The sequence below is a fragment of the Streptomyces venetus genome (assembly GCF_039540295.1).
GTDB classification, from domain to species: domain Bacteria; phylum Actinomycetota; class Actinomycetes; order Streptomycetales; family Streptomycetaceae; genus Streptomyces; species Streptomyces venetus.
This window is the reverse complement of sequence record NZ_BAABET010000012.1, coordinates 178409-198802: the sequence shown is the minus strand read 5'-3', so window position 1 is coordinate 198802 and position 20394 is coordinate 178409. Positions and strand designations below refer to the sequence as shown.

Sequence of the window (20394 nt, the reverse complement as noted above, 5' to 3'; positions counted from 1 at the left end):
ACGGGTGCGCGCGGGCTCCGGACCTCGCATGATCGGTGGGTTGTCGTGCCACCACCAGAGCCGTCGCCCCAGATCGGAGTCCGCCGTGATCCGCCGCGTCACCGTTCCGAGCCTCTTCCCGCCGCCCGCCTACTCCCACGCGTCCGTCGTCGAGGCCGGCACGCGGCTGGCGTTCCTCGCCGGATCCGTGCCGCTGGACGCCCATGGTGAGCTGGTCGGTCCCGGGGACCCCGTACGGCAGGCCGAGCAGGTGATCGCCAACCTGACGGAGCAACTGGCCTCCGTGGGGAGCGATCTCGCGCACGTCGTGGCGACCGAGGTGTACGTCGTGAGCGGTGAGCCGGCCGTGCTGTCCGCCGTGTGGAGCGTCGTCGAGGCGTCCGGGCTCAGCACCGGTCCGCACTCGTCGACGCTGATCGGCGTGGCGTGCCTCGGGTACACCGGGCAGCTGGTGGAGATTACGGCGACAGCCGTCGTGCCCGACGGGGCGCCGACCTGAGGAGAACTCCATGCTGATCGAGCACCGCGGGCGGCGCCCGGTGGTCCCCGAGTCCGCCTACGTCGCCCCGACGGCCGTCCTGTGCGGGGCCGTCGTCCTCGGCGAGCGCAGCCGTGTGCTGCACGGGGCCGTGCTCACCGCCGAGGACGGCGAGGTGCGGGTGGGCTCGGACGTCGTGGTCATGGAGAACGCCCTGGTGCGGGGGCGGGCCGGGCACCCGACCGCCATCGGTGACGCGGTGCTCGTCGGACCGCACGTCCATGTCAACGGGGCCACCCTCGAGGACGAGGTCTTCGTCGCCACCGGTGCCTGTGTCTTCCCCGGCGCCGTCGCGGGCGCCGGATCGGAGCTGCGCATCCACAGCGTGCTGCACGTCAACTCCGTACTGCCGCCCGGCACCGTCCTGCCCATCGGCTGGATCGCCGCGGGCGCGCCCCGGGCCCGGCTCTTCGCGCCCGGCGAGCACGACGAACTCTGGCAGATCCAGGAGGCGCTGGACTTCCCCGGCACGGTGTACGCCGTACCGCGCGGCACCCCCATGAGGCAGGTGATGGCCCGGCAGGTGGCCTTCTACGGGGCCCATCGCGACGACGTCACGCTCGGCGGCCCGTCATGAGCCAGGGCGCTGCTGCCGTCCGGGCCTCCCCCACACCCTCCGTTTCGCCAGCGGCTCGGCGTAACTCCCCACCCGGCTCGTCGTCAGCCCCAGCGCCACCAGCGACTCGGCGAGCCTGACCGCCGCGGCCACCCCGTCGACGACGGGCAGGCCCAGCTTCTCCCCTACCGCGCGCTGCAGCCCGGTCATGCCGGCGCAGCCCAGCACCAGCACCTCGGCCCCGGCGGCGCAGGCCCGTTCGGCGGCGGCCAGGAACGCCGTCTCGGTGCGCTCCTCGTCGCCGAGGTCGAGCACGTTCAGGCCCGTGCCCACGACCGCGGCGCAGTTGCGGCCCACGCCCGCCGTCTCCAGGCTGTCCTCGATCTGGCCGCAGGAGCGTTCCAGCGTGGTGACCACGCCGTACCGCCGCCCGAGCAGACAGGCCAGGTGCGCCGCGGCCTCCGTGATGTCCACGACGGGTACGTCCACCAGTTCGCGGACGCCCTCGCGCCCGTGCTCCCCGAAACCGGCCATGACGACGGCGTCGTACGGCGGTCCGTCGTAGGTGCGCAGCGTGTCCAGGACGGCCGCGGCGGAGAGGTAGCTGTCGAGCCAGCCCTCCGCGGACTCGGGCCCCCAGGCGGGGGTCAGTCCCGTCACGGTGGTGCCCGGGCCTGCGGCGGCCCGGGCACCTCGCACGATCTCTTCGGTCATCTCCTGCGTGGTGTTGCAGTTGGTGACGACGATCCGCACGTCTCTCAGACCTCCGCGGTGGCGCGCTCGGGGCGGCACAGCGCCGTGTACAGTCCGGCCGCGAGTGCCGTGCCGATGAACCAGGAGTACGGCGCGACGTCGCTGAAGGTCTTCACCAGGGCGAGGACCGCCGCGACACCCGCCGCCGGCAGGAACGCCCACAGTGCCTTGGGGTTGAAGCCCTTGCGGTAGTGGTAGCGGGCGCCGGGAGAGGCGTCGAACAGTTCGTCGACGTTCACGCGGCCGCGCTTGACCCAGTAGTAGTCGACCATGATCACACCGAACAGCGGGCCGAGGAAGGCACCGAGGCCGCCGAGGAAGTAGTTCACGACGGTCGGGTTGGAGAAGAGGTTCCAGGGGGTGACGAGCAGGGCCGCGACCGTGCTGATCATGCCGCCGACCTTGAAGGTGATCTTCTGCGGCCAGACGTTGGCGAGGTCGTACGCCGGTGAGACGAAGTTGGCGACGATGTTGACGCCCATGGTGGCGATGGCGAAGGTCAGCGCGCCCAGGACCAGCACCCAGGTGTTGCCGATCTCGGCGACCAGGTAGGCGGGGTCGGTGATCTCCTTGCCGAAGACCTCGAACGCGCCCGCCGTGACGATGACCGACACGATCACGAAGGCCGTGGAGTTGATGGGCAGGCCCCAGAAGTTGCCGCGCTTGACCGACTTGTAGTCGGGGGCGAAGCGGGAGAAGTCGCAGAAGTTGAGCATCAGGGTGCCGTAGGTGGCGAGGACCAGACCGATCGCGCCGAACCACTGGCGCCACTGCTCGCCGACGGAGACCGGGTGCGGGGTCGAGGTGAGGGAGATCGTCCAGCCGGCCTTGTAGAGGATCCACACGGCCAGGGCGATCATCACGAGCCAGATCGCCGGGCCGCAGAAGTCCTGGAACTTGCGGACCGACTCCATGCCCCGGCTGATGATCGCCGCCTGGACCAGCCACAGGGCGATGAAGGAGACCCAGCCGAGCGCGTCCAGGCCGAGGAAGGAGTTGTGCGTCCACGATTCCAGACTCGGCCAGGCGGCGAGGAGCATCACGTTGACGGCGACGGAGGCGAGGTAGGTCTGGATGCCGTACCACATGATGGCGATCACGGCCCTGATGAGCGCCGGGATGTTGGCCCCCCAGACACCGAAGGCGATCCGGCTGACGACCGGGAAGGGCACGCCGTGGCGCTGTCCGATCTTCCCCATCCAGTTCATGCCGATGTAGATGATCACGAACCCGACGAGCAGGGACGTGAAGATCTGCCAGACGTTCATGCCGAGGAAGAGCAGTCCGGCCGCGAAGGTGTAGTTGCCGAGGTTGTGGACGTCGGACATCCACATGGCGAAGAGATCGAAGACCTTCCAGTTGCGTTTCTTCGCGGGCGCGAGGTCTTCGTTGGTGAGGCGGGGATCGGGGACGAACGCTGGGGCGCCGGTGGCTGCGGCTCGGTCGGCGAGGGACACGGTGGCCTCCATGAGCAAGGGGACGACGGAGGACTGCGCTGCGGGGGGCTGCACGGCCGGTGCGTTTGGTATACCAAACTGCGCACATGGTCTCGTCGTCAACAGTTCTGACGGATATCGCTCCTGTTAACGCTCCGTAAAAGAGACCTCGCTTCGGCGAAGATGGGCTGCATGACGAAGATCGAACCCCTGGGAGCGGTGCGCGAACGCGTCACGGCCGAGCTGCGGCAGCAGATCATCGCGGGCAGCCTGCTTCCCGGCGACCGCCTGGTCGAACGCGAGCTGGCGGAGCGCTTCGGCGTCTCGCGCGTCCCGGTACGCGAGGCGATCCGGGCGCTCGTCGCCGAGGGCTTCGTCCACTTCGAGACGCCCCGCCGCACGGTCGTACGCCGTCTCACCCCGACCGACGTCAAGGAACTGTTCGAACTGCGCGAGGCCCTGGAGGTCTACGCCGCCGGACTCGCCGCGTCCCGTGCGACACCGGAGGACCTGGCCGAGGTCCAGGAGCTCATCGGCCGCGCGGCCGCCGCCACCGAGGCCGGGGACGCCGAGCTGATCACCGACCTCAACAGCCGCCTGCACGACCGCATCATGGCGATGGCCGGCAACAGCCTGCTGACCGAGGCCCTGGAACCGGTCGCCGGCCGGCTGCGCTGGATGACCCGGCGCAACGAGGAGTGGCCCCAGCTCCTCGTGGAGCACCGCGAGCTCTACGAGGCGATCGCCTCGGGCGATCCCGACCGGGCCCGCGCGCACGCGCTCACGCACGTACGGACCAACTACCGCTCCACGATGCGGCATCTGTTCGGGGACGAGGAAGCGCCCTAGCCGAGGAAGCGCCCTGGCCGTAGCGCCCTCTTCCGTCAGTCCCCGGCCGTCGGCAGCCCCGCGGCCCGTGCGGCCGTCCGCAGCACGTCGCGCAGCATCTCCGGGGTGAGCCGGCCGGTGAAGGTGTTGCGCTGGCTGACGTGGAAGCAGCCGAAGAGATCCAGGCCGTCCAGCTCGAAGCGGGCTCCGTGGGCGAAGGCGGGGCGCGGCCGGGGCACGGACCAGCCCGCCTCGGCGAACGCGGGCAGTGCGGCCTGCCAGCCGAAGGCACCGAGCACGACGACGGCACGCAGCGTCGGACGAAGCAGCCGCAGCTCCTGCACCAGCCAGGGGCGGCAGGTGTCCCGCTCCTCGGGGGTGGGCTTGTTGGCGGGCGGGGCGCAGTGCACGGGCGAGGTGACACGCACCCCGTACAGCTCCAGCCCGTCGTCGGCGTGCACGGCGGTCGGCTGGGAAGCGAGGCCGACGTCGTACAGCGCCTCGTACAGCACGTCTCCTGACCGGTCGCCGGTGAACATCCGGCCGGTGCGGTTCCCGCCGTGGGCCGCGGGTGCGAGCCCCACGATCAGCAGCCTGGCGTCCGCCGGCCCGAACCCCGGCACCGGCCGTCCCCAGTACGTCCAGTCCGCGTACGCGGCACGCTTCTCCCGCGCCACCTCCTCACGCCAGGAGACGAGCCGCGGACAGGCCCGGCAGTCCGAGATGCGCTGGTCCAGGAGGGGAAGACCGCTGGCGTCCATGCCTCCACCGTAGGCGGCGGTGGGACTGCGCCCCTCACCGGGAGGCGGAAGGCTCAGGACATGCCGGCGCGTGATCCCGAGGCGACGGTCGCACCCGGCACGGACCGCACCTCGACACGACGAAGCCAGACCAGAGCCCCGCCCAGCAGCCCCACACCGGTCACCAACCACGGCACCGGGCCCGGCCGCAACGCCCGACGACTGGACCGGTGCCGAGGTGGAGACGGACCGCGGGGGCTCCTCCGCGCCAGGCCGAGAAGGTACTGCCCGCCGCGGACGGGCCCCGGGACGTTTTACCCCGCCCGGACGGGCCTCTCGGAGAGCTAAGGTCGGGGACATGGCTTCTGAAGGTGCGGAGAGCGGCGGGGTGGGCGGGGCGGAGGCCCAGGACCCGAAGGTCGCCGCGGCGGTCGCCGCCGCCGAGGCGGCGGGGCCGCAGACCGGTGAGACCGTACGCGTCGACAGCTGGATCTGGTCGGTACGCCTGGTCAAGACCCGTTCCATGGGCGCCACCGCATGCCGGGGCGGGCACGTGCGCGTCAACGGCGAGCGTGTGAAGCCCGCCCACGCGGTGCGCGTCGGTGACGAGGTACGTCTGCGGCACGACGGCCGGGAGCGGGTCGTCGTGGTCACACGGCTGATCCGCAAGCGGGTCGGCGCTCCCGTGGCCGTGCAGTGCTACATCGACAACTCCCCACCGCCCCCGCCCCGCGAGGCCGTCGCCCCGGCCGGTATCCGCGACCGTGGCGCGGGCCGCCCGACGAAGCGCGACCGCCGCGAGCTGGAACGCCTGCGCGGCCTGCCCGGCCCGGGCCCCGGCTTCGGCCCCGGCGGAGGGCCGGACAAGCCAGGGTCGTGAGCAGTGCACGCGGCGGAGTCACGCACGGAGCCGCAGCAGTCGCAGCAGATCGGCGTTGCGCCCCCGCCGAGCCCAGGCGATGAGGGCGAGCGGCACGATCAGGATGAGCGGTGTCGCTGCGTACTGACCGTCGAAGACAGCGATCTGGACGATGAACGCGCCCACCATCAGCGCACTCAGCGCCATCGCCGCCACCGACTGGAGCACCGGGATCAACAGGGCGACCGCTCCGGCCAGTTCGAGCGCGCCGATGGTGTACATCCCCGCCCTGCCCCAGCCGAGTTGCTCGAAGGATTCGACGGCCGAAGAGTGCGCGATCAGCTTGGGCAGGGCGCTCGCGACCGCGTAGAAGAGGGCGAGCAGCACCTGAAGACCGCGCAGCGCGATCCGGGCACGCCGCCCGCGAGCGGTCGCGGACTCGGCGACAACACCCCCGGCCGGGGCGGAGGCGAGGGCGGTGGTCTCAGGCGTGAAGGACATGGAGGTCTCCTGGGGTGAGCGGTCCGTGGTGATGACGCAGAAGTAGACCTCCCCTGCCCCTCGAACTCATCGCCGTCCGGCAGATTTTTCCGCTCCGGCTCACGCGCCCCACTGCCCATAGTTGCGACGCTTGCCGAGGCCTGTCGCAGCGCCTCGATGCGACGCCGCACCTCCGTACTTCCGGCCCAGTAGGCCACGGTTCGTTCCACGTCGGCCAGTTCGTCCGGCAACGCCGGCGCCTCGTCCGGCAGAACGCGCCAGTGGTACATCAGAGGGAAGCCCCGGTACTGTCCGGAGAGCACCCAGTTCGTGGTCATCGCATGGACGGCGACCTCTCGCCACGCCCCGAATCCGGGCCCGCCGATGCCGTACTGGCACATGGTGGGCAGCCGGAACACATTGGCCGTGGACCGGAGGTGCTCCGGCCGCCGCTCAAGGTCCGTCAGGGGCACCCGTTTCACGAAGACCGGTGTGCCGGACACGTCCAGGCGAGCCGACTTTCCTCCGATGCCGGTGCCCAGCGGCACGGCGGTGTCCAGCAGCTCGCACAACGCGGTGTCGCCGAGCAGCGCCAGTTCTGTCGCGACTGTGTCGTAGCCGGTAAGACGCCGCCGCTCCCCTGCCCCGTACCGCCCCTCACCCACCCTGTCCGCCTAAGCCGCCTGCACCGCTCTCACCCAGATCCCGTCGTCCGTCAGGTACTCGTCCACCCTCAGTCCTGTCTCCCGCAGGGCCTCCTCGAACTGTTCCTTGGTCAGCGGGCGGGCGCGGAAGGTGTGGGTCCAGACCGCGTCCGGGAACTCGTACTCCGCGCGCACCGAGTTGACCCCGTCGCCGACCGGCTCCGCCGACACGATCCGTAGGGTGAAGCCACTGGGGTCCACCCGTTCGCGTGGCACGTTCGTGTGGTAGTCCTCGCCTTCCCGCTGGATCAGCACGCTGCCGCCTTCCGCGAGGTGGCGCACGCAGGTGCGCAGCAGGCCTCTGCGGATCTCGGCGTCCCCGGCGTGCACGAGGAACGACGCCAGCAGCACCACGTCGAACTTCTCGCCCAGGTCGAGTTCCTCGATCGGCCCGCATATCGTCCGCGCCCCGCGGACCCGCTCCAGCATCTCGGGGGACTCGTCCACCGCCGTGACCGTGAACCCGCGCTCCAGCAGAGCGTGGGTCATACGGCCGACCCCGCTGCCCAGCTCCAGGATGTGCGCTCCCCTGGGCACCGCGGCGGCGATGATGTCCGGCTCCTCGCCGATGGGGAGGCGCGAATACAACTCCACCGCACAGCCGTCCGGGGTGATGGCCCCCGGCCCCGTCCCCTCGTAGCCCTCACGCATCTTCAGCTCCATGCCCGTCCAACGGCCCGCCCCCGCACGCCAGTTCCCGTGCCGTCCGTCATCACCCGTCCGAGTGAGCGCAGTCCCGTGCGGGCCCGATCGCTCCTGTTGGTCAGCGACCGCGGCGAGGAGTACGTTGCAAACAGGAGTGGAGATCGCGATGCGTACAGGCAGTGAACCGACGACTGCGCGCAGTGCTCTGCGGGCGCGCTTCTGGCTGAGCCTGTGGGGGCTGATCTGGACGCTCTTCGGGACGGTCGCGTTCACGATCGTCGGGCGGACCGGCTGGGCCATCGCCTGCGGCGTGCTGCTGCTGGTCGTCACGATCGATCTCGTCGTGGTCGTCAGGCACATCCGCCAGGGCCCGCACTACCAGCCGGGCCGCGACATCCCGCCCTACCGGCCGCCGGACAACCGCCCCTGAGAGTCGCATGAGCCGCACCCTGAGCGGCCGGCTCACGAGTCGAAGCGTGCCGCCCTCAGGAACTCCGGGTTGGGGTCCAGTGCGGCGGCCAGGCGGAAATGGCGCTGGGCGCGCTCGGGATGCCCCTGCCGCTCATATGTGCGGGCGAGCGCGAAGTGCGCGAACGCGTTGTCCGGCTCGCGCTCCAGAACGATGGAGAACTCGAGCTCGGCCGGCCTCAGCTGCGCCGCCGCGAAGAAGGCCCGCGCGCGCAGCAGTCGCGCGGCGGTGTTCTCCGGGTGTGCGGCGACGACCTCGTCGAGCAGCTTCACCGCGCCCCGTGGATCGCGCGCCGCGAGCAGTTGCTCGGCGGCACGGAAGTCGATGACGTCCGTCTCCGGGGTACGTCCGTTGGATCCGCTGATCTCGGGCACGGCAGAGTCCTTCCCTCACTGGACGGCTTCAACGCGCCCTCGCGGTGACCCTATTCCGGAGGGGACGGCCGGGACGCCTGCGACCTGCGCTCCAACTCGGACCACACGTCCCTCACACGCCGCTCCAGATCCTCCAGCGGGACGTCGTTGTCGATGACGACGTCCGCGATCTCGCGCCGCTGCTCCCGTGTCGCCTGCGCGGCCATCCGCGCCCTGGCGTCCTCCTCGGTCATGCCGCGCAGCCGCACGAGCCGGTCGAGCTGGGTCTCGGGGCTCGCGTCGACGACGATCACGACGTCGTACAGCGGTGCCAGGCCGTTCTCGGTGAGGAGCGGGACGTCGTGCACGACGACCGCGTCCTCGGCGGCGGCCTCTTCGAGCTCGCGGGAGCGGGCGCCGACCAGGGGGTGGACGATCGAGTTGAGGGTGCCGAGCTTCGCCGCGTCGGCGAAGACGATGGAGCCGAGCTTCGGCCGGTCCAGGCTGCCGTCGGCGGCGAGCACCTGCTCGCCGAAGGCCGACACGACCGCGGCGAGACCAGGGGTCCCTGGTGCGACGACCTCCCGCGCGATGCGGTCCGCGTCGATCAGCACGGCTCCGTGCTCGACGAGCAGCCGTGACACCTCACTCTTGCCGGCGCCGATACCACCGGTCAGGCCAACCTTCAGCATGTGCCGCAGCCTAGACGCTCCGCCGGGAGGCGGATCCGGGTGGTGCGGGCCGTCATGCGTGGGCGGGTCGTGTCGGGCTGGTCGCGCAGTTCCCCGCGCCCCCTTCGGGGCGCTCCCCCCGGGGTCAGTTGTCGCCTTCTCGCTCCGCCAGGAACTTCTCGAACTCCTGGCCGATCTCGTCGGCCGACGGGATGTCCACCGGCTCGGCGAGCATGTTGCCGCGGGACTCGGCGCCCGCGACGGCGTCGTACTGGTGCTCCAGGCCCTCGACCAGGGCGGTGAGGTCCTCGTCGCCCTCGCGGATCTGCCGGTCGATCTCCGTCTGGGTGCGGTGGGCCTCCGAGCGCAGGCCATGGGCGATCCCCGGCAGGACCAGTCCGGTCGCCGCCGTGATGGCCTCCAGGACGGTCAGGGCCGCGTCCGGGTACGGGGAGCGGGCGATGTAGTGCGGGACGTGGGCGGCCACGCCCAGGACGTCGTGCCCCGCCTGGAGCAACCGGTACTCGATGAGGGACTCGGCGCTGCCGGGCACCTGTGCCTCCTCGAACGGGCTGCGGTGGCCCGGGACGAGGTCGGTGCGGTTGCCGTGCGGAGTGAGGCCGACGGGCCGGGTGTGCGGGACGCCCATGGGGATGCCGTGGAAGTTGACCGAGAGGCGGACGCCGAGCCGCTCGACGATCTGCTTCACGGCCGCGGCGAAGCGCTCCCACTCCACGTCCGGCTCGGGCCCGGACAGCAGCAGGAAGGGAGCGCCGGTGGCGTCCTGTACCAGTCGCACCTCGATGGCGGGGTCCTCGTAGTCGCTCCAGCGGTCGCGCTTGAACGTCAGCAGCGGGCGGCGGGCCCGGTAGTCCACGAGCCGGTCGTGGTCGAACCGGGCGACGAGCTGGTGGGGCAGCGAGTCGAGCACCCGGTCGACGATCTGGTCCCCTGTCTCACCGGCGTCGATGTATCCGTCGAAGTGGTAGAGCATGACAAGACCGGCCGACTCCTGGGCCAGCGCCATGTCGACGACGGCCAGCCCCTTCGGCTCCCACGCGTACAAACCCTGCGGATCAAGCACTGTGACCGCCCCTCCTCGTGTTCATACTCCACAACGCCGTTGCGGGCGGAGGCATTCCCGGAGGGGAGAAATTCGATCTTGGCGGCCGGACCACGACCCGGAAAACACCAAGGGGCCGCACCTCGAAAGGTACGGCCCCTCGGTCAGGAGCTACAGCTCAGCGGGCGTTCAGCTCTGCCCACCGGCCAGCTTCTCGCGAAGCGCGGCAAGCGCCTCGTCCGAGGCAAGCGCGCCGGAGTTGTCCGGGCCCTCGGAGGAGTACGAACCGCCACCGGACGCGGCCGGAGCGGCGGCCTCGCCACCCTCGGCGGCAGCGGCGGCGTCGGCCTCGCGGGACTTGATGACCTGCGCCTGGTGCTGCTCGAAGCGGGTCTGCGCCTCGGCGTACTGGCGCTCCCACTCCTCGCGCTGCTTCTCGTAACCCTCGAGCCAGTCGTTGGTCTCGGGGTCGAAGCCCTCGGGGTAGATGTAGTTGCCCTGGTCGTCGTAGGACGCGGCCATGCCGTACAGGGTCGGGTCGAACTCGACCGCCGACGGGTCGGCACCGAAGGACTCGTTGGCCTGCTTCAGCGAGAGGCTGATGCGACGGCGCTCGAGGTCGATGTCGATGACCTTGACGAAGATCTCGTCGTTGACCTGGACGACCTGCTCCGGGATCTCCACGTGGCGCTCGGCCAGCTCGGAGATGTGGACCAGACCCTCGATGCCCTCGTCCACGCGGACGAACGCACCGAACGGAACCAGCTTCGTGACCTTGCCGGGCACGACCTGGCCGATCTGGTGGGTGCGGGCGAACTGCTGCCACGGGTCTTCCTGGGTCGCCTTCAGCGACAGGGAGACACGCTCGCGGTCCATGTCGACGTCGAGGACCTCGACGGTGACCTCCTGGCCGACCTCGACAACCTCGGACGGGTGGTCGATGTGCTTCCAGGACAGCTCGGAGACGTGGACCAGACCGTCGACGCCACCCAGGTCCACGAAGGCACCGAAGTTGACGATCGAGGAGACGACGCCGGAACGGACCTGACCCTTCTGGAGGGTCGTGAGGAACGTCTGGCGGACCTCGGACTGGGTCTGCTCCAGCCAGGCACGGCGGGACAGGACCACGTTGTTGCGGTTCTTGTCCAGCTCGATGATCTTGGCCTCGAGCTCCTTGCCCACGTAGGGCTGGAGGTCGCGGACGCGGCGCATCTCGACCAGGGAGGCCGGGAGGAAGCCACGGAGGCCGATGTCGAGGATGAGGCCACCCTTGACGACCTCGATGACGGTACCGGTGACGATCCCGTCCTCTTCCTTGATCTTCTCGATGGTGCCCCAGGCACGCTCGTACTGGGCGCGCTTCTTCGAGAGGATCAGGCGGCCTTCCTTGTCCTCCTTCTGGAGAACAAGGGCCTCGATCTCGTCACCGACGGCGACGACCTCGTTCGGGTCGACGTCGTGCTTGATCGAGAGCTCGCGGCTCGGGATCACACCTTCGGTCTTGTAACCGATGTCGAGCAGGACCTCGTCCCGGTCGACCTTCACGATGACGCCGTCGACGATGTCGCCGTCGTTGAAGTACTTGATCGTCTCGTCGATCGCGGCGAGGAAGGCTTCCTCGTTACCGATGTCGTTGACCGCTACCTGCGGGGTGGTGGCGGTGGTCTCGGTGCTGCTCGTCATGTGGGAAAGGGCTCCGGTACGGACATTGAAGTCGTAGGTACTGCTACGCCGGGAGCCCGTTTCGCTCTGCAGAAGCCGGACAGCCAAGGAAGCGCCACTCAAAAACGGTGGCGCCTCGACAACCGAGGGGACATACATACAGATGCGAGCGCAGCCTGCTACGTCTGAGGTGCGCAGGCCCGCAGCGCAACTTGTAGCATACGGGGGCAGCCGGGCAGGGTCAATGCGCGAAGCCGTCCACGCGGGGCGGAACGCCGCATACCCGGCACAAGTCGTGTCGTCCGAGGCCACGCAGGGCGTACAACACCCCCCTTGCGGCCCTCCCGGGCCGACTTGACGGAAGAGTACGACGAGGGAGCCGATCATCCAAGAGCCCGAAGCGTCCGAACCCGAGGCCACCCGGCGTGCTGCCGGTGTCACGGAGAGCTCCCGCGCCAACCGTGGCTGGTGGGACCGCAACGCGGACGAGTACCAGGTCGAGCACGGCACGTTCCTCGGCGACGACCGCTTCGTGTGGGGTCCCGAGGGTCTGGACGAGGTGGAGGCCGAGCTGCTCGGTCCGCCGGAGGAGCTGAAGGGCAAGGACGTCCTGGAGCTCGGCGCCGGCGCCGGGCAGTGCTCGCGCTGGCTGGCCGGCCAGGGCGCCCGCCCGGTGGCCCTGGACATCTCGCACCGGCAGTTGCAGCACGCGCTGCGCATCGGCGGCCCGTTCCCCCTGGTGTGCGCCGACGCCGTGGCGCTGCCCTTCGCGGACGGCTCGTTCGACCTGGCCTGTTCGGCGTACGGGGCGCTGCCGTTCGTCGCCGATCCCCGGCTGGTCCTGCGGGAGGTGCGCCGGGTGCTGCGGCCCGGGGGCCGCCTGGTCTTCTCGGTGACGCATCCGATCCGCTGGGCCTTCCCGGACGAGCCGGGACCCGAGGGGCTGTCGGTGTCCTCCTCCTACTTCGACCGCACGCCCTACGTCGAGCAGGACGAGGAGGGCCGCGCGGTCTACGTCGAGCACCACCGGACGCTCGGCGACCGGGTCCGGGACGTCGTGACCTCCGGCTTCCGGCTGGTGGATCTGGTGGAGCCGGAGTGGCCGGCCTGGAACACGGCCGAGTGGGGCGGCTGGTCGCCGCTGCGCGGGAATCTGATCCCGGGAACGGCGATCTTCGTGTGCGAGCGGGACTGAGCCACCGCGCGGGACGGCCGCTTCCGGCCGTCTGCCGCCCGCGGCGCCGTCCTGGCCGGTCGCGCGGTTCCCCGCGCCCCTCTTCATGGTGCGGGCGTACGACACTGGGGGCGTGATCCGTTACGACGCCCTGGAAGCCCTTCCCGTACGTGGTGCCCTGCCCGATCTGACCGAGGCGCTGGACGGGCACGGCACCGCCGTTCTCGTGGCGCCCCCCGGCACCGGCAAGACGACGCTGGTGCCGCTGGAGCTTGCGGGGCTGCTCGGGGAGGGGCCCGGGCGGCGGGTGGTCGTCGCCGAGCCGCGGCGGATCGCGGCCCGGGCGGCGGCACGGCGGATGGCGTGGCTGCTCGGCGAGAAGGCCGGCGAGAGCGTCGGCTACACGGTGCGCGGGGAACGGGTCGTCGGGCGGCACACGCGCGTGGAGGTCGTCACCACCGGTGTGCTGGTGCAGCGGTTGCAGCGGGACCAGGAGCTGGCCGGTGTCGACGTGGTGCTGCTCGACGAGTGCCACGAGCGGCATCTGGACGCGGACACCGCGGCGGCGTTCCTGTGGGACGTACGGCAGACGCTGCGGCCGGAGCTGCGGCTGGTGGCGGCCTCGGCCACGACCGACGCCCAGGGGTGGGCGCGGTTGCTGGGCGGGGCGCCGGTGGTGGAGGCGCGGGGGTCCTCGCATCCGCTGGAGGTCGTCTGGGCGCCGCCGGTGCGGCCCGTACGTCCGCCGCACGGGATGCGGGTCGACCCGGCGCTGCTCACCCATGTCGCGTCGGTGGTGCGGCGGGCGCTGGCCGAGCGGGACGGGGACGTGCTGTGTTTCCTGCCGGGCGTCGGGGAGATCACCCGGGTCGCCGGGCAGCTCGCCGGCCTCGGGGACGTCGAGGTGCTTCAGGTGCACGGGCGGGCGCCGGCGGCCGTGCAGGACGCGGTGCTGGCCGGCGGGGAGCGGCGGCGGGTGGTGCTCACGACGTCCGTGGCGGAGTCGTCGCTGACGGTTCCCGGCGTGCGGGTGGTCGTCGACTCCGGGCTGGCGCGGGAGCCTCGTGTCGACCACGCGCGGGGGCTGAGCGCGCTGACGACGGTGCGGGCGTCGCAGGCGGCCGGGCGGCAGCGGGCGGGCCGGGCCGGGCGTGAGGCTCCGGGGGCGGTGTACCGGTGCTGGGCGGAGGCCGAGGACGCGCGGCTGCCGCGTTTCCCGTCGCCGGAGATCAAGGTGGCCGATCTGACGGCGTTCGCGTTGCAGGTGGCGTGCTGGGGGGATCCGGACGCGTCGGGGCTGGCGCTGCTGGATCCTCCGCCGGGTGGGGCGATGGCGGCGGCGCGGGATGTGCTGGCGGCGGTGGGGGCGATCGACTCCGCCGGGCGGGCCACGCAGCGGGGAGTCTCCCTGTCGCGGCTGGGGCTTCATCCCCGGTTGGGACGGGCGCTGGTCGACTCGATGCCGTGGGTGGGGGCCGAGCGGGCCGTCGAGGTCGTCGCCTTGTTGAGTGAGGAGGCGCCTCGAGAGTACGGCGATGATCTGGCGGGTGCCTTGCGAAGTGCCCGGCGTGGGGGTGACGCCTATTCCTCGCGGTGGCGGAGTGAGGTTCGGCGGCTGCGGGCCGTTGTTGCCGGACTTTCCCACCCGCCCACGCGTGACCTGCCTCCAGAGGCGGGGGCCGCGGGCCTCGGCGATCTCTCCGGGGATCGGCACGTAGGCCTGGTCGCCGCTCTCGCCTTTCCTGAGCGTGTCGCCAAGGCAGACGGCGGTTCGTATCTCATGGTCTCCGGAACCCGTGCCGAGGTCGGTGACGGGAGTGGACTGCGTGATGCCCCCTGGATCGCCGTCGCCGTCGCCGACCGTCCCGTCGGCAGGGGGCACGCGCGCGTGCAGTCGGGAGCCGTCGTCGACGAGGACGTGGCCCGGCTCGCCGCGGGTGCGCTGCTCGACGAACGGGACGAGGTGCGCTGGGACGGCGGGGACGTCGTGGCCCGGCGGGTGGAGCGGCTGGGGGCCGTGGAGTTGGCGGTGCGGCCGCTGAGGGACGCCGACCCCGGCCTCGTGCGCGGCGCGCTGCTCGACGGGCTGCGACAGGAGGGATTCGGGCTGTTGCGGTGGTCGGCCGAGGCGGGGGTCCTGCGGCAGCGGCTCGCGTTTCTGCGGCTGCGTGTCGGCGAGCCCTGGCCCGAGGTGAGCGACGAGGCGCTCCACGCGCGCGTGGAGGAGTGGCTGGAGCCGGAGCTGAGCCGGGCCCGGCGGCGGGCCGATCTGGCGCGGATCGACGCCGGGGAGGCGCTCGCGCGGCTGCTGCCCTGGGCCTCCGGGGAGGCGGGCCGGCTCGACGAACTCGCTCCGGAGCGGATCACCGTGCCGAGCGGGTCGAGGATCCGGATCGACTGGTCCCGGCCCGAGCAGCCGGTGCTCGCGGTGAAGTTGCAGGAGATGTTCGGGCTCCAGGAGTCACCGCGGGTCGCCGGGGTGCCGCTGCTGGTCCATCTGCTGTCCCCGGCCGGTCGGCCGGCCGCGGTCACCGCCGACCTCGCCTCCTTCTGGAAGGACGGCTACAAGGGCGTACGGGCGGAGCTGCGCGGGCGGTATCCGAAACACCCGTGGCCCGAGGACCCGGCCACCGCCGAGCCGACCCGGCACACCAACGCCCGGCTCAGGCGCTGACCGTCGAGGGCTCCTCGGTCTCCGTGGCGGCGCGGCCGGCCGGCCTGTGGCCGCGAACCTCCAGATAGAGGGAGAGGGTGAGGAGCGACAGGCCCAGGGCCAGGAAGCCCCACGGCAGGTACGACGTCATCAGCAGGACCAGGGTGCGGTTGGACTTGACGAGGTCGACCGTGTGATCGATGTAGTCCTCGCGCATCTTCACGTGTCCGGCGAACGCCGTCACCTTGTCGCGGTCGCCGAGGAGGGTGCCGCCGCGCAGTTCCTCCCGGTGGAGCTCCTCGCCGTAGACGGGGGCGCCGGTGAGGGGTTCGACCCAGAACTTGCGGACCGTGGTGTACCAGCGGGTCGTGCCGGTCCCGGCGACCGCCTCGGGGGTGAGGCCCTCGACGGGCAGGGTCTTGGGGATCCTCACCTTGGTCCAGGGGATGGTCTGCTCGAAGTAGTAGACCTCCAGGCCGCGGAAGTCCTGGGTGCCCTTGTAGTGGATGGGGGCGGTGACGCGGGCCTGGGCGTCGAAGTACTCGTAGTCCCGCTTCTCCGTCAGGAACGGCCACTTGAACTCGATGCCCTGGCGGCGCACCGGGTCGCCGTCGACCATCTCGCCGGTGGCGTGGACGGGGTCCTGGGTGTGTGCGTCGAAGATGTAGCGTTCGGGGATCTCGGACACCATCTCGCCGTCGGGGCCGACGACGTAGGACAGGCCGTCCCAGACGACGACGTCCCGGCCGGCCGACTCCTCGATGCGCTCGGAGGCCTCCACGTCGCCTTTGAGGGTCTGGACGATGGTGACCTTCGAGACCTTCTTCGCCCGCATCGTGGCGTAGTCGAGGAGGGTGGCGTCCTTCGCCTCCAGGACCATGTCCTGGTACTGGTTCGCGGGGACCTTGGCGAGGCGCGGGAAGGCGTACCAGCGCAGCAGCGGGGACAGCGCCGCGAAGAACACGGCGAGGGCGAGCAGGACCAGGCCGGCCTTGCGGCGCATCTCGGTCTCCCTCCCGGGCGGGCGGTCAGGGGTGTGCGGGCACCGTCGTCAGCAGCGGTTTCGGGGACGTCCCGCCGGAGGGGGTGCCGAGGGCGGTCAGTGTCAGGACCACGGCGAGCGCGACGGCGAGACCGGTGGCGGCGGCGACGAGGGTGCGCATATGGGGCCTCCCCACGGGCGGAGCTGATACACCGTCAGGTTTCTGGCACCGTAGCAACGGGCGGCGGAGATGAGAACACGTTGCACACACAACGAAGCCCCTCCCTGGAGGAGGGGCTTCGTGTGCCGTGACGCGGGGGCTAGGCGCCGGTGCCGGCCGACGGGCTCGGTGAGGAGGTCTCGGCCGCCGCCACGGTCAGTTCGACGGTGAGGGTCGCGCCGCCCGCTGTGCTGATCCGGAGCAGGAAGGTGCCGGTGGTGTCGTCCGCGTACAGCTTCGGCAGCTTCAGCAGGCCCTTGGCGTCCGTCTTCAGGGCCGTCAGGGTGCGTACGGCCTTGCCGTCGGCGTCCTTGAAGTAGGGGCCCTTGTCGTCGGCGGTCGGGTCGTCCGCCGACTTGATCAGCGTGGCCGTGGCGGCGACACCGTCCGCGACGGCGCCCTGGTAGGTGGCCTTCACCTCGACCTGGTTCGCGAACTCGCCGCCCGGAGTGCAGGTCAGCGCCGCGTCACCGGTGCGGACGAGCTTGTCGGCGGCGCGTTCGGTGACGGTGGCCTTGTAGTCGAGGCCCGGGACCGTACGGCCCACGACGGTGGCGCGGACCGTGACTCCACCCGTCTTCTCCCCCGCCTGCAAGGCGGGCGCTACGGCGACGCCGGAGCTGTTGGTGGCGACCGTGGCGACGCTTTCGCCGCCGGTGAAGGTGGTGTCCGTGTCGCCGAGGATCGTGAAGCGGATCCGGACCTTGCCGACGGCCTCGCCGGCCTTCGTCTCGGCACGGGTGCTGATCCGCTTGCCGAACGCGTCGCCGGCCATGGCGGTGAGCTTCGCGGTCCCGGCGTCCTCCAGGTGGTCCACCGTGTCGGTGGGGGTGGGGGGCGTCGTGGGCGGCGTGCCCGGGGTGGTGGGCGGGGTGGTGGGGGGCTTCGGGGTCGTGCCGCCCCCGCCGGGCTTCTCGGGCCTGGGGCTGGGCGTGGGCGTCGAGCCGCCCGGAGCCGGCGTGTTCGGGGAGCCCGGCGTGTTCGGGGAGTTCGGCGTGGAGGGTGTGGAAGGTGAGGAGGGCGTGGGGCTCGTCCCGGCGCCGTTGTCGCTGCGGTTGTCGGGCAGGGTGCCGGTGCCGTCGGGGATCTCGTGCGTGCCCTTGCGGTAGTACTCCAGCCACCTCATGACGAGGTTCAGGTACTCCCGCGAGTTGTTGTAGCTGTGGATCGCGCGGTCGAGGTCCCTCTGGTCGGAGAGGTCCCAGTTGCCGCGGCACAGGTAGTGGCCGGCCGCCAGCGCGGCGTCGTAGATGTTGTTGGGGTCCTTCTTGCCGTCGTCGTTGCCGTCGCGGCCCGCCCAGGCCCAGGTGGACGGGATGAACTGCATCGGGCCGACGGCCTGGTCGTAGTCGCTGTTGCCGTCGTAGGCGCCGTTGTCGGTGTCCTTGATGAGGGCGAAGCCGTTGCCGTCGAGCTGCGGGCCGAGGATCGGTGAGGTGGTGGTGCCGTCGGCGTTGACGCGGCCGCCGCGGGCCTGACCCGACTCGACCCGGCCGATGGCCGCGAGGAGTTGCCAGGGCAGGTTGCATCCGGGCTTGGCGTCGCGCAGGGCGGTCTCGGCCTTCTTGTAGGCGTCGAGGACGGTGGCGGGGATGCCCGCCTCGGTGGTGCCGGGGGTGACGGGGCCGGTTCCGGTGCTCGGTGACGGGTTCGGGCTGTTGAGCGGTGGCAGGTCCGTGTAGTAGGGCGAGTTGCCGGTGGCGCTGCCGTCGGAGGTGCTCGCGTCGGGCGAGGGTATGGCGTCCGCGGCGCTCCGTCTGCCGTGGTCGTTCACACCCGGAGCCTGGGAGGCGGACAGGGCCGCGACCGCTACCGCGGCCACGGCGGTGGTTGCCGCCCCCTTGCGCAGCCTCCTGCCGAATTGCGCCGCCATAGAGTGAACCCCTCCCGTGGGCGCCCGAGCGCCCTTCTCTCCGTGTGTCGCGCGCTGCTGTTCCGCGTTCGCACGCTCGTGTTGCGTTCGCGGTCTTCTGTTGCGTTCGCTCTGTTGTGACGACCGAGGGGGCCGAGTGGTTGCCCTCCGGCCCGTGTTTCTCCGGCCCGTGTTTCTCCGGTCCCGGGCACGGTGACCCTGGCGACCCTACGACAACTTCCTTTGCTCGGGCACCCGTTGTGACCGATTTTCACCACTTGGTCATGTGGCGGGCGTGGCGGGCGTGGCGGGCGGCCGGTGTTCGCGATCCCGCATACTGGGCCCTCCGACCGCCCGGGCAACGACCGTCACGAGGAGCCGAGTTGCCGTTCACGTTGAGCCATGCCGCGGCCGTGCTGCCCGCCGTACGCGCCGACGGCACCGGCCGGGGGCCGCTGGTTCCGGCTGTGCTCGTGGCGGGCTCCTTCGCGCCCGACATGACCTACTACGCGGCGAGTGCGGTGTCCGGGGCGATGGAGTTCGGTGACGTCACGCACTCCCTGGCGGGGGTGTTCACGGTCGATGTGCTCATCGCCTGGGTGCTGGTGGGACTGTGGCTGCTGGTGCGCGAGCCGCTGGTGGCGCTGTTGCCGCGGGCCCGGCAGGGGCGGGTGGCCGCGCTGCTCCGGTGCGGGGTGCCACGCGCGCGGGTGCGGCCGTCCCTGGTGGTGCGGTGGTACGTGTCGGCGGTGCTCGGTGCGCTGACGCACGTCGTGTGGGACGCGTTCACGCACCTGGACCGGTGGGGGATGCGGCTGTTCCCGGTGCTGGGCCGGGAGGTGGCGGGCTCGCCGCTGTACTGGTACCTGCAGTACGGCGGTTCGGCGGTCGCCGCCGTCGTGCTCGTCGTGTTCGTGGCGTACGGGCTGCGGCGGGTTCCGGTGCGCGAGCCGGTGGGGGTCCCGGTGCTGGCGGCGCGGGACCGGTGGGCGGCCGGTGCGATGATCGGTGGCTTCGCGCTGCTGGGGGCGGTGCAGCGGGCCTCGCACTGGTGGGCCTACTGGGGCTCGGTCGCGAAGCCCTGGGAGATCATTCCGACGGTGTGCTTCGGCGCGGGCGCGGGGCTGGTTCCGGCGCTGCTGCTGTACGGCCTGGTGGTCAGGGTGCGCCGTCCGGTCCCGGTCCCGGCCGGTCCCGGCCGCGCCGACGACGCGGAGCCGAGCCGTCCGGCCGCCCGCTGAGAGGGCCGGTGGCCGTCGTGACGAACGCGGGGCGGGACCGTGGTGACAGCGCGAGGACGAGAGTCAGACAGCCGCGGGCCAGGCCGGCCCAGGGGCGAGGACGGCTGAGAGAGGCCCTGGCGTTGCCGGGGACCGCTTCGGTGTCGCCCAGGTGAGCGGGCATGCCCGGGCCTGGCGCGGTGGGCGTGTCCGCGCCGGTGATGCCTACCGGTCCCCGTGTGGGGGCCAGGTGCCGCCGTAGGTCCTCCGTCGCCCGGCGCAGGGCCGGAGTGAAGGTGGCGGGGACGCGGACCGTGCTCGCGGCGACCGCGAAGGGCGGGACCTGCGGGGGTGCCACGCCTGTTGCCGTGCGGCGGAGGAGCGTGCGTATGCCCATGCCCGCATCCTTGCGACCGCCGGGAGCACGGGCGCCTTCTCGGGGGCCACGCGAGTGACGCGTCCGACATCGGGGCTCCCCCGGCTGCCACTGGCGGGTGCCCTCGGCCGTGCTCCTGCCGAGGGCCCCGTCTCACCCG

20 protein-coding genes and 1 pseudogene are annotated in these 20394 nt (G+C 71.5%); 8 read left to right on the top strand and 13 right to left on the bottom strand.

Features of this window, described 5'->3' with window-relative positions; all coding sequences use genetic code 11:
• The first annotated feature begins 85 nt into the window (after positions 1–85).
• Positions 86–499: a RidA family protein gene (locus ABEA82_RS33110; RefSeq protein ID WP_345665422.1), complete on the top strand. Its 414-nt coding sequence runs from the start codon at positions 86–88 to the stop codon at positions 497–499.
• Positions 500–509: 10 nt separating this feature from the next.
• On the top strand, positions 510–1115 hold the full coding sequence (locus ABEA82_RS33105) for a gamma carbonic anhydrase family protein (RefSeq protein WP_345665420.1): 606 nt from the start codon (positions 510–512) through the stop codon (positions 1113–1115).
• On the opposite strand, the gene ABEA82_RS33100 is transcribed toward ABEA82_RS33105, so the two are convergent.
• Both ABEA82_RS33100 and ABEA82_RS33095 read right to left on the bottom strand, forming a co-directional pair.
• Entirely contained in the window at positions 1110–1847 is a 738-nt protein-coding gene (locus ABEA82_RS33100) for an aspartate/glutamate racemase family protein (RefSeq protein ID WP_345665418.1), read from the bottom strand. The two genes, ABEA82_RS33105 and ABEA82_RS33100, sit on opposite strands and share 6 nt — an antisense overlap.
• A gap of 5 nt (positions 1848–1852) precedes the next feature.
• Positions 1853–3304, bottom strand: coding sequence for an NCS1 family nucleobase:cation symporter-1 (locus tag ABEA82_RS33095; RefSeq protein ID WP_345665518.1), 1452 nt, complete (start codon positions 3302–3304; stop codon positions 1853–1855).
• A 171-nt stretch (positions 3305–3475) separates the two neighbouring features.
• Between ABEA82_RS33095 and ABEA82_RS33090 the strand changes: the two genes are divergently transcribed.
• Positions 3476–4132: a GntR family transcriptional regulator gene (locus ABEA82_RS33090; protein WP_345665416.1), complete on the top strand. Its 657-nt coding sequence runs from the start codon at positions 3476–3478 to the stop codon at positions 4130–4132.
• Between the two features lie 35 nt (positions 4133–4167).
• Here the strand turns inward: ABEA82_RS33090 and ABEA82_RS33085 are convergent, their stop codons facing one another.
• Entirely contained in the window at positions 4168–4872 is a 705-nt protein-coding gene (locus tag ABEA82_RS33085) for a uracil-DNA glycosylase (RefSeq protein ID WP_345665414.1), read from the bottom strand.
• Positions 4873–5209: 337 nt separating this feature from the next.
• Here ABEA82_RS33085 and ABEA82_RS33080 point away from each other — a divergent pair, with 337 nt between their 5' ends.
• Positions 5210–5731 carry an RNA-binding S4 domain-containing protein gene (locus ABEA82_RS33080; RefSeq protein WP_345665412.1) on the top strand — a complete coding sequence of 174 codons (522 nt, stop codon included), beginning with the start codon at positions 5210–5212 and terminating at the stop codon, positions 5729–5731.
• Between the two features lie 18 nt (positions 5732–5749).
• On the opposite strand, the gene ABEA82_RS33075 is transcribed toward ABEA82_RS33080, so the two are convergent.
• The 3 genes and pseudogenes from ABEA82_RS33075 to ABEA82_RS33065 form a co-directional block, all read right to left on the bottom strand.
• Positions 5750–6211 (bottom strand): DoxX family protein, encoded by a 462-nt coding sequence (locus ABEA82_RS33075; RefSeq protein ID WP_345665410.1) that lies wholly within the window; start codon positions 6209–6211, stop codon positions 5750–5752.
• A 122-nt stretch (positions 6212–6333) separates the two neighbouring features.
• A pseudogene (locus ABEA82_RS33070) lies at positions 6334–6855 on the bottom strand (protein kinase family protein); the annotation flags it as partial.
• A 9-nt stretch (positions 6856–6864) separates the two neighbouring features.
• Positions 6865–7545, bottom strand: coding sequence for a class I SAM-dependent methyltransferase (locus tag ABEA82_RS33065; RefSeq protein ID WP_345665409.1), 681 nt, complete (start codon positions 7543–7545; stop codon positions 6865–6867).
• Positions 7546–7705: 160 nt separating this feature from the next.
• Here ABEA82_RS33065 and ABEA82_RS33060 point away from each other — a divergent pair, with 160 nt between their 5' ends.
• Positions 7706–7969: a DUF6343 family protein gene (locus ABEA82_RS33060; protein ID WP_345665407.1), complete on the top strand. Its 264-nt coding sequence runs from the start codon at positions 7706–7708 to the stop codon at positions 7967–7969.
• Between the two features lie 32 nt (positions 7970–8001).
• On the opposite strand, the gene ABEA82_RS33055 is transcribed toward ABEA82_RS33060, so the two are convergent.
• The 4 genes from ABEA82_RS33055 to rpsA form a co-directional block, all read right to left on the bottom strand.
• Positions 8002–8382, bottom strand: a complete 381-nt coding sequence (locus tag ABEA82_RS33055; RefSeq protein WP_345665406.1) for a tetratricopeptide repeat protein — start codon at positions 8380–8382, stop codon at positions 8002–8004.
• A gap of 50 nt (positions 8383–8432) precedes the next feature.
• Entirely contained in the window at positions 8433–9053 is a 621-nt protein-coding gene (gene coaE / locus ABEA82_RS33050) for a dephospho-CoA kinase (protein ID WP_345665405.1), read from the bottom strand.
• Between the two features lie 124 nt (positions 9054–9177).
• The gene (locus tag ABEA82_RS33045) at positions 9178–10116 is read right to left on the bottom strand and encodes a PAC2 family protein (protein WP_345665404.1); all 939 of its coding nucleotides are present in this window, start codon (positions 10114–10116) and stop codon (positions 9178–9180) included.
• Positions 10117–10284: 168 nt separating this feature from the next.
• Entirely contained in the window at positions 10285–11778 is a 1494-nt protein-coding gene (gene rpsA, locus ABEA82_RS33040; protein ID WP_345665403.1) for a 30S ribosomal protein S1, read from the bottom strand.
• A 361-nt stretch (positions 11779–12139) separates the two neighbouring features.
• Between rpsA and ABEA82_RS33035 the strand changes: the two genes are divergently transcribed.
• Positions 12140–12952: a class I SAM-dependent methyltransferase gene (locus ABEA82_RS33035; RefSeq protein WP_425588578.1), complete on the top strand. Its 813-nt coding sequence runs from the start codon at positions 12140–12142 to the stop codon at positions 12950–12952.
• Between the two features lie 112 nt (positions 12953–13064).
• The gene (hrpB, locus tag ABEA82_RS33030) at positions 13065–15605 is read left to right on the top strand and encodes an ATP-dependent helicase HrpB (protein ID WP_345665402.1); all 2541 of its coding nucleotides are present in this window, start codon (positions 13065–13067) and stop codon (positions 15603–15605) included.
• Here hrpB and pgfA read toward each other — a convergent pair.
• The 3 genes from pgfA to ABEA82_RS33015 all read right to left on the bottom strand — a co-directional run bounded on the left by pgfA (position 15595) and on the right by ABEA82_RS33015 (position 18659).
• On the bottom strand, positions 15595–16587 hold the full coding sequence (gene pgfA, locus ABEA82_RS33025) for a cell envelope lipid trafficking protein PgfA (RefSeq protein WP_345665401.1): 993 nt from the start codon (positions 16585–16587) through the stop codon (positions 15595–15597). The genes hrpB and pgfA overlap by 11 nt on opposite strands.
• Positions 16588–16612: 25 nt before the next feature.
• A complete protein-coding gene (locus ABEA82_RS33020; RefSeq protein ID WP_345665400.1) occupies positions 16613–16747 on the bottom strand; it encodes an SPW_0924 family protein in 135 nt (44 codons plus the stop codon).
• Between the two features lie 139 nt (positions 16748–16886).
• On the bottom strand, positions 16887–18659 hold the full coding sequence (locus ABEA82_RS33015; RefSeq protein WP_345665399.1) for a lytic transglycosylase domain-containing protein: 1773 nt from the start codon (positions 18657–18659) through the stop codon (positions 16887–16889).
• Positions 18660–19021: 362 nt separating this feature from the next.
• Between ABEA82_RS33015 and ABEA82_RS33010 the strand changes: the two genes are divergently transcribed.
• Positions 19022–19879 (top strand): DUF4184 family protein, encoded by an 858-nt coding sequence (locus ABEA82_RS33010; protein ID WP_345665398.1) that lies wholly within the window; start codon positions 19022–19024, stop codon positions 19877–19879.
• The last annotated feature ends 515 nt before the right edge of the window (positions 19880–20394 follow it).

Bases quoted from the DNA above. Each gene is read 5' to 3' on its own strand.
- pgfA (WP_345665401.1), bottom strand. From the start codon at position 16,587: ATGCGCCGCAAGGCCGGCCTGGTCCTGCTCGCCCTCGCCGTGTTCTTC.
- rpsA (WP_345665403.1), bottom strand. From the start codon at position 11,778: ATGACGAGCAGCACCGAGACCACCGCCACCACCCCGCAGGTAGCGGTC.
- ABEA82_RS33015 (WP_345665399.1), bottom strand. From the start codon at position 18,659: ATGGCGGCGCAATTCGGCAGGAGGCTGCGCAAGGGGGCGGCAACCACC.
- coaE (WP_345665405.1), bottom strand. From the start codon at position 9,053: ATGCTGAAGGTTGGCCTGACCGGTGGTATCGGCGCCGGCAAGAGTGAG.
- ABEA82_RS33090 (WP_345665416.1), top strand. From the start codon at position 3,476: ATGACGAAGATCGAACCCCTGGGAGCGGTGCGCGAACGCGTCACGGCC.
- ABEA82_RS33020 (WP_345665400.1), bottom strand. From the start codon at position 16,747: ATGCGCACCCTCGTCGCCGCCGCCACCGGTCTCGCCGTCGCGCTCGCC.
- ABEA82_RS33085 (WP_345665414.1), bottom strand. From the start codon at position 4,872: ATGGACGCCAGCGGTCTTCCCCTCCTGGACCAGCGCATCTCGGACTGC.
- ABEA82_RS33080 (WP_345665412.1), top strand. From the start codon at position 5,210: ATGGCTTCTGAAGGTGCGGAGAGCGGCGGGGTGGGCGGGGCGGAGGCC.
- ABEA82_RS33075 (WP_345665410.1), bottom strand. From the start codon at position 6,211: ATGTCCTTCACGCCTGAGACCACCGCCCTCGCCTCCGCCCCGGCCGGG.
- ABEA82_RS33065 (WP_345665409.1), bottom strand. From the start codon at position 7,545: ATGCGTGAGGGCTACGAGGGGACGGGGCCGGGGGCCATCACCCCGGAC.
- ABEA82_RS33105 (WP_345665420.1), top strand. From the start codon at position 510: ATGCTGATCGAGCACCGCGGGCGGCGCCCGGTGGTCCCCGAGTCCGCC.
- ABEA82_RS33060 (WP_345665407.1), top strand. From the start codon at position 7,706: ATGCGTACAGGCAGTGAACCGACGACTGCGCGCAGTGCTCTGCGGGCG.